Below are 12,668 nucleotides of genomic sequence, written 5' to 3'. Positions count from 1 at the left end.
CTCCAATGGCCATGAGATCGGCACAGAGCGCAGTGACTGCTGGGTCCCTCACCATGCCGTCTTGGCTGGCGGCAAGGTCAGGCGGGCCTAACAATTCATTCAAGCCGAACCCGCTTCGCGGGTCGGCTTAACTCAGGCGTTAGGCCCCTATGAGACAACCTCGGCTATCCCTTGAATTCGCACTTCGCAGCCGATACGGCGAAGACGATCCTCAGGAGCTCAAGGTCTCGGTTACTGGCGACTCGTTCTCCGGCGACCTGGTGATCTACGACGATCACAGAAAGCTGGCAGAGCTCTGCTCGGCTCTCGACGGATACCCAAAGCAACCCAGTGATGAGGTTAGGTTCAGTCTCGGGATGGCCCACAGACTGGACATTCATTTGAGTTGCCCTGATCGCAGCGGCCATATTCTTCTTACGGCGACGCTTGTAGGGACGTTCTTTGGGCCGCCCATGGGTACGGAGACGCTGTCCGCGGTCTTGCGCTGCGATCCGTCTAGCATCGATGCTTTCCGTGCGACGATTCAGCGGGCTCAACCCGGTAGCCTTGAAGAGGCAACAGTTCTGGGGCGTCGGCAAGGCCAGTAGCCGGGGCCTAACAATTCATTCAAGCCGAACCCGCTTCGCGGGTCGGCTTAATTCAGGCGTTAGGGGGCGGGATCACGTGCAACGTAAGTTGAGATGGTTCGCACTCGTACTGCTGATCGCATCGGTAGCTCTCGGCTTCCGGAGCTGCACCATGTTCATAGCGTCAGGGCATATCGGCACCCCTGCCTCTCAGATCTGCCGCGACATCGCAAATGACCTGGAATATCAGCAACCCCAGATGTCGGAAGCTTGCCGCTCGTTCGACAAGCAGGTGTCTCGCCTGAGGCACCAATACGATATTGGAATTGCCGCACTGCTGTTTGCTAGTCTCGGGCTGCTGCTGTCTTCTGTCTTTGCTTGGGGGCTCAGCCGGAACTTCCGCCGGCCCGCCCCCTAACAATTCATTCAAGCCGAAGCCGCTTCGCGGCTCGGCTTAATTCAGGCGTTAGGCCCCAATGGCGACAGCAACGCAAACTGCAGCAGAAATCCAACGGCTCGTTTGGTTGTTCCTCCCTCGTTGCAATGACCGCGAGACCTTACTGGCTCTCGATACGATGGCTGCCGAGCCAAGTCAGTGGTCTGAGGGACACGAGTTGTTTCAAAGGATTCGTTCCAAGACTTTGGCCGCGGCGCGGGCCGGTGACCGCCTGAGCAATACCCAGTACTGCTTTGAGGAGGTTTGTGCCAAGACCCTCTACAACCTCAGCGGGTTCCCCGCGCCCTTTGACAGGGATTCTCCGGATTGGATTCGTCCCAATGCGTTAGCATTGGCCAAGGTCTTGAGCATTCCCGATCCTGATTCAGCGATCCGTCTTGGGGCCTAACAATTCATTCAAGCCGAACCCGCTTCGCGGGTCGGCTTAATTCAGGCGTTAGGCCGCAATGCAAGATCACTTTGTTGCCGAGATCCATCTTCTACCCACCGAGGCCGGTGACCTATCAACTCCGCTCGTACCCGGCGAGTGGCGCACAATTCTCGGCATCGGCAACGAGCATTGGTCAGCCCGCCTTACTTTTGCGGACAGTCCAGCGCCCGGCGATACCTTTCAGGCCACGGTGCAGCTGCTAGTCCCAGATGCGGTTCAGTACTTTACTGTGGGCACTGATTTCACGTTCTGGGAAAATGGCAACAAAGGGACAGGTCGCGTTTTATCGGTTGCGACCTAACAATTCATTCAAGCCGAACCCGCTTCGCGGGTCGGCTTAATTCCGGTGTTATACGTGGGTGAGGCTTTGATCGTTGTCGGCTTCGGTTGCCAGCCGGTCGTGCGATGGCCGCGGCTTCGGTACTGATCGATTGTTGATACAAGGCAGCCGGGCGTGTTCTTCTGGCTTCGCTTCACTCGGCTTCGGGTACATCGCTCGCGCGCCACGCGGCCTCCGGATGATCTCCCGGCTTGCGGACCGGCGTCGCGGTCGGCTTCGGTCTTTACGGGCCCCACCGTGCTACGGGCTGGCGGCGAGTGATTTGCTGCTCCCGGATGTTCCGGTCCCGTTGCAGGCCGCTGGCTTCGGGCTTACCTTGGCGCATAACTATTCGTTCAAGCCGAACCCGCTTCGCGGGTCGGCTTAACTCAAGGTGTTAGCTGCCATGGAAAATGTAGTTGCAACGGAGCCAGGTGCGCGGCTGATAAACCTCTCGCCAGACCGGTTCACTGGGCGGCCTGTCTTTGGCCACCCAGCGGCATACCGTTGCGCCGCGTGCGGCACATCTACTCGGTTCCAGCTCGGTCGCAAGAATCCCCAACCGTTCACATCAAACATCCATGCGGCGCTAGACGCTGCGTCCGGCCCGGCAGTGCCGTGGGAGACGGATTACACTGACTTCTGTTGCCTTGGGTGTGGGCTTCCGGTTCGGGTAACTCATGAGATCCATGAGTTCGCAATGTCGTCTTATCGGTATCTACCGCTCCGCGTGTATGAGTACGTCGCTGGCAGCTAACAATTCATTCAAGCCGAACCCGCTTCGCGGGTCGGCTTAATTCCGGTGTTAGGTGCCATGGGAAGGATTCTTTCCGTCATTGCGAGCATCGTTGCCATCGTCATCCCGTTTGGTGTCGGCTATGCGCTTCGCCCTACTCCAGGGCAAAACACCCACGCGATGATGTGGCTACTCCTGACCGCCGCGAGCTTGGGCGCCTCCACTTTGCTTTCGGGGTTCGCCATCTACTACGGCCAGGCCAGGTTTCGGACGCTACCGGCGCCACGTCCAATGCACCGCAAGATTGAGCTTGGCTTACTGATGCTTCCGCCAGTATTGTTCACCGCAATCGTTGTATTTCGGGTGCTGCGGTCTGGCACCTAACAATTCATTCAAGCCGAACCCGCTTCGCGGGTCGGCTTAATTCAGGCGTTAGGCCGATTGGATAGCTATGAACAATCCAGAATCAAAACCCGATCGCGCAATTGACAGGCTCCACTATGTGAAGAACCTCATTGGCCTCGCCGGTTTCACAGCGTTGTTTCTGTATTGCGCATACCTTCTTTTGACCACGACCAGGCCAAATGGCCCGCTCGTCTATGGCATCTTCATGTTCGCGCTTCTTCTGACAATCATCCGGTCGGCTAGGCGCTTACTCGCGATACGCCGCATTGTTTCAACTAGCCCAAAGTGACATGCGCGGCTATCGGCCTAACAATTCATTCAAGCCGAACCCGCTTCGCGGGTCGGCTTAATTCCGGTGTTATACGTGGGTGGGGCTTTGATCGTTGTCCATTTCGGTTGCCAATCGGTCGTGCGATTGCCGCGGCTTCGGTGCTGGCCGATTGTTGATGCAAGGCAACCAGGCGCACTCTTCTGGCTTCGCTTCACTCGGCTTCGGACACATCACTCTCGCGCCACGCAGCCTTCGGACAGTCTCCCGGCTTGCGGACCGGCCGCGCCGTCGGCTTCGGTCTTTACGGGCCCCACCCTGCTACGGGCTGGCGGCGAGTGATCTCCTGCTCTCGGATGTTCCGGTCCCGTTGCATGCCGCTGGCTTCGGGCTTACCTTGGCGTATAACAGCTCATTCAAGCCGAACCCGCTTCGCGGGTCGGCTTAATTCAAGGTGTTAGGGCTCATGGGAAGGACTTGTGGCTCGTCAATGCATCGGAAGCAATTGCTCGCGAGCGAGATCGCGGTCTGCTTGTACTGCTTTACCGAATTTCCCCCTGACGCCGTCCAAGAGTGGACTGACGGTGAGCCTATCGGACAAACCGCGCTCTGCCCGCACTGCGGTATAGACGCTGTCGTTGGATTCAATGGCCCGGTGGATGCCGCCTGGGTGACTGAAGCACACAACCGGGGTTTCAACTAGCATGAGCCCTAACAATTCATTCAAGCCGAACCCGCTTCGCGGGTCGGCTTAATTCCGGTGTTAGACCGCATGGAAGTCTTCTCACTACCAAGCAAACTTGTTCTTTCGCTGGTTCGAGGACTTTGGGGCGAGGTCCACCCAGCGCTGCGCCAGGCATCTATCGAGGCGGACGAGAGTGCGCGAGTAGTCCGCCTTCGCTTCGAGTACGACGGCGAGGCGTCCGGTCCAGCCCAGGAGAGTTGCTCATGTGCAGCAGCCGAGGTTATAGCTGACTTTCCTTCTTCGTGGGACTTGGATGAGCAGCACGTAGCTGCTCCGGTTCCCCGCCCGTTATCCTCTTTGACTTACGTCGTTTACCGTCGCTGGGAGTCCGACAATGCGGTCTAACAATTCATTCAAGCCGAACCCGCTTCGCGGGTCGGCTTAATTCCGGTGTTAGGCCTCATATGACCCACCCTCACAACTTCGAGTCATGGCCCTTTGCAGATGCAGTCAACACCGCTTCCTACACAACAAGGCAGGTGCTTGACGGCCTCAACCCGATTGTCGAGGTCTATCACGATCACGACGGAGACTGGCAGTTTCTTTGCGGAACGACCACGGATGCCGCAGACCTCAAGCTCGTCTGTATGGGGTGTATGCTTGACCGTGATCCATCGCTCGCCAAGCTGGCGGATTTACCTCGCGGCTGGTCGGCCATCCGCAACGACCCGCAAAGCGACTGGGCCCGGGACGCGTACGAAGATAGCGACGATGAGGCCTAACAATTCATTCAGGCCGAACCCGCTTCGCGGGTCGGCTTAATTCCGGTGTTAGGTGCCATGGACCGCATCCTCGCAGACATAGAGAAGAGCTTTGGTGGCTTGCATGCCTATCCACCCCTCTCGCTCCGCGGTGGAAACGCCTTGGATGACCACGAGCGCGCGCCCGCATTTGACCCGGTGATAGACAAGACCACGCCCGAGTATTTTGAGAAAAATTTCTGGGGCATTGCGCATCTCGACAGTGAATCCTGGCGCTTCTATTTGCCGTACTTTCTCAAGTACGCACTCCTAAACATCTCAGACCCCTCATCCAATGCACTGGATGCGTTCTTGTTTTCGCTCCGGCCACCTGATCGAGACCCGCCGCGCTTCGGCTGCCTCTCAACAGCACAGGAGCAAGCGGTTGTGGCAGTTCTAGATAAGCTCGCATTCTCAGAGGAGTCCGAATGGCAGGATCCCGCTATGATCGCGCTCGAGGAGTACTGGGCGCCCGGGGCCACCTACAGGTGAGCTGGCTGGCACCTAACAATTCATTCAAGCCGAACCCGCTTCGCGGGTCGGCTTAATTCCGGTGTTAGGCGCTTTCTATGCATCCCATCTTCATAAAAGCGTTGGTTGCTCTGCTGTTTAGTAGCTGTTGCGGTGAAGTCTTCGGACAAGAGTTGCTTGATCAGTTATCCGACCAACTTAAGGCGGCAAGATCAAATCTGCGGGTCGAGCCCATCAAATGTCCAGCACGCATGGACGTTCTGGTCGGGGCTCCAGGTGGTGTGGTGGTATCAAAGCTTGGTAAGCCAGACCTGTCCGAGGTCGGCCGACATTCCGACGGAGAGTTTATTGTTGACCAGTATATTTTTGCCAATTCCAAGGCGACCTGGTTAGGCACTGGCGTTTCGGTAGGAGGCTATTCTGCAATCACTCCATTAGGCGACGTGTTCACTGTGGTGCAGTTCCACTATGGAGCAAACCATAAGGTTGTTCGAGCATTCTGCTATGAGCGTTGAGAGCGCGCCTAACAATTCATTCAAGCCGAACCCGCATCAGGGCGGCGCCTAAGTGCATGCCTTCGGCTATATTCGCACTCAGTCGCCGCCCTGCTGCGGGTCGGCTTAATTCAGGTGTTAGGCGCGCAGGGGAGCATCTGGAAGCCATGAAAGACAGGACCGAAATCTGGCTCTGCATCATCGCTTTCATCGGACTCATGAGCATCGGCATACTCAATCGGCTTTACCGCGTCTCGAGCCGGGAGGGTATCTCCATGTTCTCCATGGAGGCACTGACGGCGGGTTGGCCTTGCTGGGTGGGTGGCGCTATCGGGCTTGCTCTTGCTGGCGTCTACTACTACAACACTCGTGAGTAGGCGCACTTGGCTGACGCGCCTAACAGTTCATTCAAGCCGAACCCGCTTCGCGGGTCGGCTTAATTCAGGTGTTAGGTGGCCCATCAAACATGAAGGTTGTCTTCATCCTTATAAGGCTCACCGGCTACCTTCTCGGGTCCTTTGCTCTGTTCTCCGGCGTGGCTGACGTGCTCGGCTTCATTCCGCACTCGTATGAGACCCCGCCTTGGCCGGCTCGCCTTATGGCCTCTCTTCCATCAATGCTGGCCGGGGCTGTTCTTCTTGTGCCAATCAAGTATTGCCTGCGTGGCGCCATGCTCTACGTTCTCGCCGCAGGCTATGCGCTTGTTGTCTTAGCTGCGGTAGTCCTTAGCGTTCAAGCACTCATCGGCTATTCCTCCGGCACCAAGGGCCCAGCAATTGTCCCCGCCGCGATGATTTTCTTATACATTCCCGTGGCCAATGCATTCGTCCTCTGGCGCATGCGTCGAGATTACAAGGGGCCACCTAACAATTCATTCAAGCCGAACTTGTCCGCTGACGCGGCCAAGTCGGCTTAATTCCGGTGTTAGGTGCCATGGGAAAGGTTGCCCGCAACTGGATTGAGCACACCCAGGACTGGCGCGACGAGCCGATGGCCTACTGGGTTCACCTAGAGCTAGACGGTTCCGCATGGCGCGCGTCCGAGTCATACAGCCCGCCGGCCCCTAGAGCCGAGGGCCGCAGCGGCTATCCCGTGCTTTGCATCGAGTCACAGGGTTTTACTTTCCGCTTCTCCTCCGCCGCACAGCTTGCCGAGTGTGTCGATGTCCTCGGGCGCAAGCCCCTTCCTACGTCGCGCCGCCTATCCGCTGTTCGTGGTGGCGGGCATGGTCCCAACAGTCATTGGCTTAGCCGCTTGCCTGGCCACATAAAGTCTCCCAAGATTCGACAACGTGCTGTGGAGGATCTCCGCTCAGTGATCTCGGCCATGGCACCTAACAATTCATTCAAGCCGAACCCGCTTCGCGGGTCGGCTTAATTCTGGTGTTAGGCGTCATGGAGAAGCAGCCTCGCATGCGTAAGCTTAGCGACCCGGAGTTTCAGCGTACCCTCACTCTAGAGCAGGCGTACATGCTGCTTATTCAATTTGTCGAGCAATACAATGCTCGCGGCGAGAGCAGCACGCTGGACTTGCTCGGAGACCTTTCTTTGACTGTCTGGGGCGATGGCGGTAGCGGGGATCCAGCTCAACTTTCGGACTTCCTGAGTGTTGCAGAGCGGGTGTTGGGGCCGGTCGGCCATGACGCCTAACAATTCATTCAAGCCGAACCCGCTTCGCGGGTCGGCTTAATTCAGGCGTTAGGCGGCAATGGAAGGAACCACATCCTTGAGAGACCTGATCACTTCAATCGCCAGAGAGCGCGGACTTTCACTTGCCTATGACACGCACTACGACGCAAACAATTGGGAGCTGTGCTGGTGGCAAGGAAACACCTTTTGCTCCGTTGATGTGCAGCCTTATCCGGATGGTCGTATTGACATCTCGGCACTTCAAACAATCTACCCGCTATTTCCCCGACTTCTTGCATGGGCTTGGCAGTCGATCCCAATGTTTCCGACGCTAGGGCACACGCAGCGCGAGGCACTGGGCACGGTTACTTGGCCATGTCCTCCAGATCAGTTGCGAGAGTTGATTGGCCGCGGCTTGCCGCCTAACAATTCATTCAAGCCGAACCCGCTTCGCGGGTCGGCTTAATTCCGGTGTTAGGCATCATGTTCAAGCACCAATGCCAATTTGAAGATCTCAAGATCATCGCTCAGCGGGTCAATCCGCTTGACCCGTCATGGAGCGAGTGGACTCTCATTGTTTGCCCTAAATGCCGGGCATTGAAAGAGTGGCAGCATCACTCAGAAGAGCAGATGCATGGCGGGGACCTGCATATTGACGCTTTGCCAACGCGCGACTATCTGCACCATATTTATGACCTCTCTGAGAGCGACGTAGATTTGATCTTGGCGCACAAAAAGAAGGCTCGTCGCTACAACCGTTACACCAAACTGGTTGAGGAGCATGATGCCTAACAATTCATTCAAGCCGAACCCGCTTCGCGGGTCGGCTTAATTCAGGCGTTAGGCCTCAGGAGGAGGTATGCCAAAGATCTTCCGCATCGGATTGTACTTTGCGGCCTTGGCGTTGGCCCTGAGCTGGCTCTTGCTCGCTGAGAGTTCTCCTGCTCATGATTGGCTCCTAGTGCATCCGCTTGCCTCCAACCTCGCCATGGCGGCCAACTTACCCGCCTACTTTGCAGCGGTTCTTGTCTCAGGTAACGCCCATGCGCCTGACAACGCGCTGATCAATGGCGCAATGGCTGTGCAGTGGATTCTTGTTGGCCAGCTGTTCGCGTGGGGCTACTCCCGGCTGAGGCCTAACAATTCATTCAAGCCGAATCCGCTTCGCGGGTCGGCTTAATTCAGGCGTTAGGCCCCTATGAAGGCACTCGCGGCACTGATGATGATCTTTTCTCAACTGACGCCAGCGCATGCCGGCGTCAGTTCCGTTGCTTCCCCCGAAGAGCGCCTGACATTGGGTGGGATTGCGATTGGGCAAAGCGAGGCCTCTGTTATTGCGTTGCTGGGTAATCCCAAGAAACGCACTGAAGAGTCGGAGTTCTTTCTGCCCATAACTTTGTCCTATCCGGGCTTGGTCGTTTCTCTTGATGAGCAAGGTGTCGGCGGCGTTCACAGCTCCAGTGAAAAATTCTGCACTCTTGCAAATGTTTGTCCTGGCATGACATATGCACAGGTTACGGAGGCGTACGGCCAGGCAGATCCCTATGATCGCGACGGGCGCGTATTCAGGGACTATCTATGGGACGATGGTTGCTGGCTTCGGATCAGTTTTCAAGCCAACGTGGCAACCACTGTAGAGACCACATGCTCACCGTGACGGGGCCTAACAATTCATTCAAGCCGACGCCGCTTCGCGGCGCGGCTTAATTCAGGCGTTAGGCACCACATGGATCTATCGCGCTACTTCGAGAATGACGACGGATCGTTGCCTGAGATCGAGATTGAGTTCAGTAGCGCTGAGTCTTTACAGCGAGCTTTTACCTACCTCTTCGACTTGGGCGCCGAGAACATCGCAGCAAATGGATCGTATTTGTGGCTGCGGAAAGAGCTAAGCGAATTGCCTTTCTCTGGGCCAAAGGATGCGGCATTGGTCTCTGATGGGCGAGCCGACTCTTTTCATGTGGTTCTAGCCTCAATCAGGATCGGCAACCATCAACTCCCGGCTCTCGGGGTTCTTGTCGACCCAACCTCGCTTGTCATTGACTACCGCATGGGGCCGGACTGGAGCCGCAGCGAAATCGGAGCGCTGATAGTTCTACTCAAGTCTCTGATCGCTCTCGGTGGTACTGTTAGTGTCGCGAGGTGGTGGGGTTCCGACGGTCAAGATGATTTCAGTCGCTATCTCGGCCGTGGTGCCTAACAATTCATTCAAGCCGAACCCGCTTCGCGGGTCGGCTTAATTCAGGTGTTAGGCGGCAATGGAAAGTTCTTTGCAGATCGGCAGATGGAGCATCCGCTTCGACCCGGAGCTGACAAGACAACTCTATGCACGCACTTCATCTATCGCTTGCGACTGCATGGACTGTGTCAACTTTCGCGCCTCCGGAGAAAGAGCATTCCCTCCAGCGTTTTTGCGCCTGCTTCAACAGTTTGGGATTGATCCTGGCAAGCCAGCAGAGCTTTGCCATTACGGCACTAGCGGAGAGCCTATGCCAACGCAGGGCTGGTTCCATTTTGTAGGCCATCTTGATGGTGGCGCAGACGCTTGGCGGCAGACCAGCGAGACGACCCATGTCCTTGATGCAGAGCCATTTCCAGGCATGAAGAGCGTTGGTTTCACAGTGCGTCTGTCGCAGGTACCGGATCCATTTGAGGGGCAACCACTGGTTCAGTTAGAGTTCGAGTCGGTTGTTCCTTGGGTTGCGGCAGGATCATTGGCATGAAAACTCGGTTGCCGCCTAACAATTCATTCAAGCCGAACCCGCTTCGCGGGTCGGCTTAATTCCGGTGTTAGGCGGCAGACATGACTGTCAGTAGTGCTTACAAGAAACCAAAAGCTCGAACCAAGGCAATTGGTGCATTTTGGCTGCTTGTCGGCGGCATCTTGCTTGCAAGTTCTATTGCACTTTACCAGACTGATTTGGCCAAACGTTCAGACCCAGACCCGGGAAACTTGGAGTTCTTTGCCAGCATCTTTAACACCATGCTGGCGATTCCATTCTTGATCTGCGGCTTGGCACTGGTCACGAGGCAGCGAAATTCCATGCGGTGGATTACTATCCCAAGCTGTCTTGTTCTGCTCGCGGCATACTCACTCTGGTCAACTCGCGACTGGTATGCCGCCTAACAATTCATTCAAGCCGAACCCGCTTCGCGGGTCGGCTTAATTCAGGCGTTAGCGGGCATGTCCAGATCATCTCGAGTCGTCTTGCCAATTCTCCTCGCTTGCGCCACAACCGGCTGTCTCGACACGACGCTGGACGCTTCCTATACAACAATGGCCGCCGCCGTCTCAGACGGTGCGGTGACTCGCGGCTGGATCCCGGCATGGGTACCTACCACTGCCACCAACCTTCATGAGGTTCATGACCTCGATTCAAACGAGAGTGCGCTGTCATTTGACATCCCAGCGGAAACTCAATTGGCGCTTCCCAGCAATTGTCAGCCCGTCCAATACGGCGACACATTGCCTGTTCGCCTCAATCGTAATTGGTGGCCAAAGGCCGCTGATCTTGAGCAGTACTACAAGTTCTATAGCTGTCCTGCAGAGTTTGTTGGCTTACATAAATCAGGGCGTAGCATCCTGCGCTGGCGTACTCTTGCCCGCTAACAATTCGTTCAAGCCGAGCCCAAATCGTGGCAGCGCCTTCGCGCCTACGCTACGCTAGCACGCAGTCGCCGCCCCGCTTTGGGCAGGCTTAACTCAGGCGTTATACCTCAGCCCGGCATGCGCATAGCCAAGCATCAAACCGTATGTGAGTGGATCGGAGCGGAGCCGTCACCTCCAACTCTCGGCTCCAAACTCGGCCTTGCCGTCGGGAGTCTGACGACGGGCCCCATCCACGGGCTGCGCCATCCAACCTCGGATGAAGCGAATGGCTGGTATATCTGGTGCGGAGAGCTATCCGAGGCGGATGACTTCTTCTCTCCGCTGCATGTTGAGCATCTCGCCGAGTATCTTCCCGCGGCAATCGAGTACCTTGCTCTACCACCCGGCTATCGGTTCCTGGTTGACGGGGCTGACTACGAGGATGTGTGGTTTGATGCATCATTGCTTGAGGTATAACAATTCATTCAAGCCGAACCCGCTTCGCGGGTCGGCTTAATTCCGGTGTTAGGCCCATGCCCAGACTTCTGCTCGCATTACTACTGACACCGCTAATTCTCCAGTTGCCCTACCTCGTGCCGCCATACGGCACATTCACGGGTTGGTGGTTCCGCTTAGAGTTGGTCATCGCTTACACGGCAATGTTCTTGTTTGGTGCGCCCTTGGTCTGGCTGTTCGTGCGCAAGCGTTGGGTCGCTTGGTGGCAATCTGTTCTTGGTGGTGTAATCGCAGCCAGCTTGCTCCTCATTTTGTGGTTTGCCACTTCATCGTGGGAGCATTTCCTACTCAACGGGCTTAATCTGACGTTGTACGCATGGGCCACAGCGGCTGCAGGCGGTCTGATATTCTGGTTCATTGGCTTGTGGCGAAATCCTCGCCTTCATGGGCCTAACAATTCATTCAAGCCGAACCCGCTTCGCGGGTCGGCTTAATTCTGGCGTTAGGCCCCAATGGCGACAGCAACGCAAGCTGCAGCAGAAATCCAACGGCTCGTTTGGCTGTTCCTCCCTCGTTGCAATGACCGCGAGACCTTACTGGCTCTCGATACGATGGCTGCCGAGCCAAGTCAGTGGTCTGAGGGACACAAGTTGTTTCAAAGGATTCGTTCCAAGACTTTGGCCGCGGAGCGGGCCGGTGACCGCCTGAGCAATACCCAGTACTGCTTTGAGGAGGTTTGTGCCAAGACCCTCTACAACCTCAGCGGGTTCCCCGCGCCCTTTGACAAGGATTCTCCGGATTGGATTCGTCCCAATGCGTTAGCATTGGCCAAGGTCTTGAGCATTCCCGATCCTGATTCAGCGATCCGTCTTGGGGCCTAACAATTCATTCAAGCCGAACCCGCTTCGCGGGTCGGCTTAATTCTGGTGTTAGGCGTCATGGAGAAGCAGCCTCGCATGCGTAAGCTTAGCGACCCGGAGTTTCAGCGTACCCTCACTCTAGAGCAGGCTTACATGCTGCTTATTCAATTTGTCGAGCAATACAATGCTCGCGGCGAGAGCAGCACGCTGGACTTGCTTGGAGACCTTTCTTTGACCGTCTGGGGCGATGGCGGTAGCGGGGACCCAGCTCAACTTTCGGACTTCCTGAGTGTTGCAGAGCGGGTGTTGGGGCCGGTCGGCCATGACGCCTAACAATTCATTCAAGCCGAACCCGCTTCGCGGGTCGGCTTAATTCTGGTGTTAGGTGGCCCATCAAACATGAAGGTTGTCTTCATCCTTATAAGGCTCACCGGCTACCTTCTCGGGTCCTTTGCTCTGTTCTCCGGCGTGGCTGACGTGCTCGGCTTCATTCCGCACTCGTAT

General features: G+C 56.5%; 15 protein-coding genes. All 15 read left to right on the top strand.

Annotated features, from left to right (window positions below; genetic code table 11):
• Nucleotides 1-4,330: 4,330 nt before the first annotated feature.
• The 15 genes from IB223_RS16290 (at nt 4,331) to IB223_RS16220 (ending at nt 12,497) form a co-directional block, all read left to right on the top strand.
• Entirely contained in the window at nt 4,331-4,648 is a 318-nt protein-coding gene (locus IB223_RS16290) for a hypothetical protein (RefSeq protein ID WP_192202814.1), read from the top strand.
• 57 nt (nt 4,649-4,705) lie between these two features.
• Nucleotides 4,706-5,158 (top strand): DUF6714 family protein, encoded by a 453-nt coding sequence (locus IB223_RS16285; RefSeq protein ID WP_142126305.1) that lies wholly within the window; start codon nt 4,706-4,708, stop codon nt 5,156-5,158.
• Nucleotides 5,159-5,235: 77 nt separating this feature from the next.
• Nucleotides 5,236-5,652: a hypothetical protein gene (locus IB223_RS16280; protein ID WP_192202813.1), complete on the top strand. Its 417-nt coding sequence runs from the start codon at nt 5,236-5,238 to the stop codon at nt 5,650-5,652.
• Between the two features lie 146 nt (nt 5,653-5,798).
• On the top strand, nt 5,799-6,008 hold the full coding sequence (locus IB223_RS16275) for a hypothetical protein (protein WP_192202812.1): 210 nt from the start codon (nt 5,799-5,801) through the stop codon (nt 6,006-6,008).
• 89 nt (nt 6,009-6,097) lie between these two features.
• Nucleotides 6,098-6,547 carry a hypothetical protein gene (locus IB223_RS16270; RefSeq protein WP_192202811.1) on the top strand — a complete coding sequence of 150 codons (450 nt, stop codon included), beginning with the start codon at nt 6,098-6,100 and terminating at the stop codon, nt 6,545-6,547.
• Nucleotides 6,548-7,043: 496 nt separating this feature from the next.
• Nucleotides 7,044-7,280, top strand: a complete 237-nt coding sequence (locus tag IB223_RS16265; protein WP_142126313.1) for a hypothetical protein — start codon at nt 7,044-7,046, stop codon at nt 7,278-7,280.
• A 462-nt stretch (nt 7,281-7,742) separates the two neighbouring features.
• The gene (locus IB223_RS16260) at nt 7,743-8,051 is read left to right on the top strand and encodes a hypothetical protein (RefSeq protein ID WP_192202810.1); all 309 of its coding nucleotides are present in this window, start codon (nt 7,743-7,745) and stop codon (nt 8,049-8,051) included.
• 67 nt (nt 8,052-8,118) lie between these two features.
• Nucleotides 8,119-8,439: a hypothetical protein gene (locus IB223_RS16255; RefSeq protein WP_192202809.1), complete on the top strand. Its 321-nt coding sequence runs from the start codon at nt 8,119-8,121 to the stop codon at nt 8,437-8,439.
• A gap of 18 nt (nt 8,440-8,457) precedes the next feature.
• Nucleotides 8,458-8,916 carry a hypothetical protein gene (locus IB223_RS16250; protein ID WP_192202808.1) on the top strand — a complete coding sequence of 153 codons (459 nt, stop codon included), beginning with the start codon at nt 8,458-8,460 and terminating at the stop codon, nt 8,914-8,916.
• A gap of 69 nt (nt 8,917-8,985) precedes the next feature.
• Nucleotides 8,986-9,459 carry a hypothetical protein gene (locus tag IB223_RS16245; RefSeq protein ID WP_192202807.1) on the top strand — a complete coding sequence of 158 codons (474 nt, stop codon included), beginning with the start codon at nt 8,986-8,988 and terminating at the stop codon, nt 9,457-9,459.
• A 58-nt stretch (nt 9,460-9,517) separates the two neighbouring features.
• The gene (locus tag IB223_RS16240) at nt 9,518-9,982 is read left to right on the top strand and encodes a hypothetical protein (protein WP_192202806.1); all 465 of its coding nucleotides are present in this window, start codon (nt 9,518-9,520) and stop codon (nt 9,980-9,982) included.
• 80 nt (nt 9,983-10,062) lie between these two features.
• A complete protein-coding gene (locus IB223_RS16235) occupies nt 10,063-10,386 on the top strand; it encodes a hypothetical protein (protein ID WP_192202805.1) in 324 nt (107 codons plus the stop codon).
• 600 nt (nt 10,387-10,986) lie between these two features.
• Nucleotides 10,987-11,325: a hypothetical protein gene (locus IB223_RS16230; protein WP_225591160.1), complete on the top strand. Its 339-nt coding sequence runs from the start codon at nt 10,987-10,989 to the stop codon at nt 11,323-11,325.
• A gap of 491 nt (nt 11,326-11,816) precedes the next feature.
• Nucleotides 11,817-12,185, top strand: coding sequence for a hypothetical protein (locus tag IB223_RS18970; protein ID WP_255431493.1), 369 nt, complete (start codon nt 11,817-11,819; stop codon nt 12,183-12,185).
• Between the two features lie 75 nt (nt 12,186-12,260).
• Complete coding sequence (locus IB223_RS16220) at nt 12,261-12,497, top strand: hypothetical protein (RefSeq protein WP_142126313.1); 237 nt, start codon at nt 12,261-12,263, stop codon at nt 12,495-12,497.
• Nucleotides 12,498-12,668 lie beyond the last annotated feature (171 nt).

Origin of the sequence: Pseudoxanthomonas sp. PXM03, assembly GCF_014852005.1 — a bacterium.
Lineage (GTDB): Bacteria > Pseudomonadota > Gammaproteobacteria > Xanthomonadales > Xanthomonadaceae > Pseudoxanthomonas_A.
The sequence above is the reverse complement of the archived record's forward strand: the minus strand, read 5'-3'. Positions and strand labels throughout refer to the sequence as shown.

Excerpts from the sequence above, each read along its gene's own strand:
- IB223_RS16290 (WP_192202814.1), top strand. The coding sequence starts at position 4,331 with ATGACCCACCCTCACAACTTCGAGTCATGGCCCTTTGCAGATGCAGTC.
- IB223_RS16285 (WP_142126305.1), top strand. The coding sequence starts at position 4,706 with ATGGACCGCATCCTCGCAGACATAGAGAAGAGCTTTGGTGGCTTGCAT.
- IB223_RS16280 (WP_192202813.1), top strand. The coding sequence starts at position 5,236 with ATGCATCCCATCTTCATAAAAGCGTTGGTTGCTCTGCTGTTTAGTAGC.
- IB223_RS16275 (WP_192202812.1), top strand. The coding sequence starts at position 5,799 with ATGAAAGACAGGACCGAAATCTGGCTCTGCATCATCGCTTTCATCGGA.
- IB223_RS16270 (WP_192202811.1), top strand. The coding sequence starts at position 6,098 with ATGAAGGTTGTCTTCATCCTTATAAGGCTCACCGGCTACCTTCTCGGG.
- IB223_RS16265 (WP_142126313.1), top strand. The coding sequence starts at position 7,044 with ATGCGTAAGCTTAGCGACCCGGAGTTTCAGCGTACCCTCACTCTAGAG.
- IB223_RS16260 (WP_192202810.1), top strand. The coding sequence starts at position 7,743 with ATGTTCAAGCACCAATGCCAATTTGAAGATCTCAAGATCATCGCTCAG.
- IB223_RS16255 (WP_192202809.1), top strand. The coding sequence starts at position 8,119 with ATGCCAAAGATCTTCCGCATCGGATTGTACTTTGCGGCCTTGGCGTTG.
- IB223_RS16250 (WP_192202808.1), top strand. The coding sequence starts at position 8,458 with ATGAAGGCACTCGCGGCACTGATGATGATCTTTTCTCAACTGACGCCA.
- IB223_RS16245 (WP_192202807.1), top strand. The coding sequence starts at position 8,986 with ATGGATCTATCGCGCTACTTCGAGAATGACGACGGATCGTTGCCTGAG.
- IB223_RS16240 (WP_192202806.1), top strand. The coding sequence starts at position 9,518 with ATGGAAAGTTCTTTGCAGATCGGCAGATGGAGCATCCGCTTCGACCCG.
- IB223_RS16235 (WP_192202805.1), top strand. The coding sequence starts at position 10,063 with ATGACTGTCAGTAGTGCTTACAAGAAACCAAAAGCTCGAACCAAGGCA.
- IB223_RS16230 (WP_225591160.1), top strand. The coding sequence starts at position 10,987 with ATGCGCATAGCCAAGCATCAAACCGTATGTGAGTGGATCGGAGCGGAG.
- IB223_RS18970 (WP_255431493.1), top strand. The coding sequence starts at position 11,817 with ATGGCGACAGCAACGCAAGCTGCAGCAGAAATCCAACGGCTCGTTTGG.
- IB223_RS16220 (WP_142126313.1), top strand. The coding sequence starts at position 12,261 with ATGCGTAAGCTTAGCGACCCGGAGTTTCAGCGTACCCTCACTCTAGAG.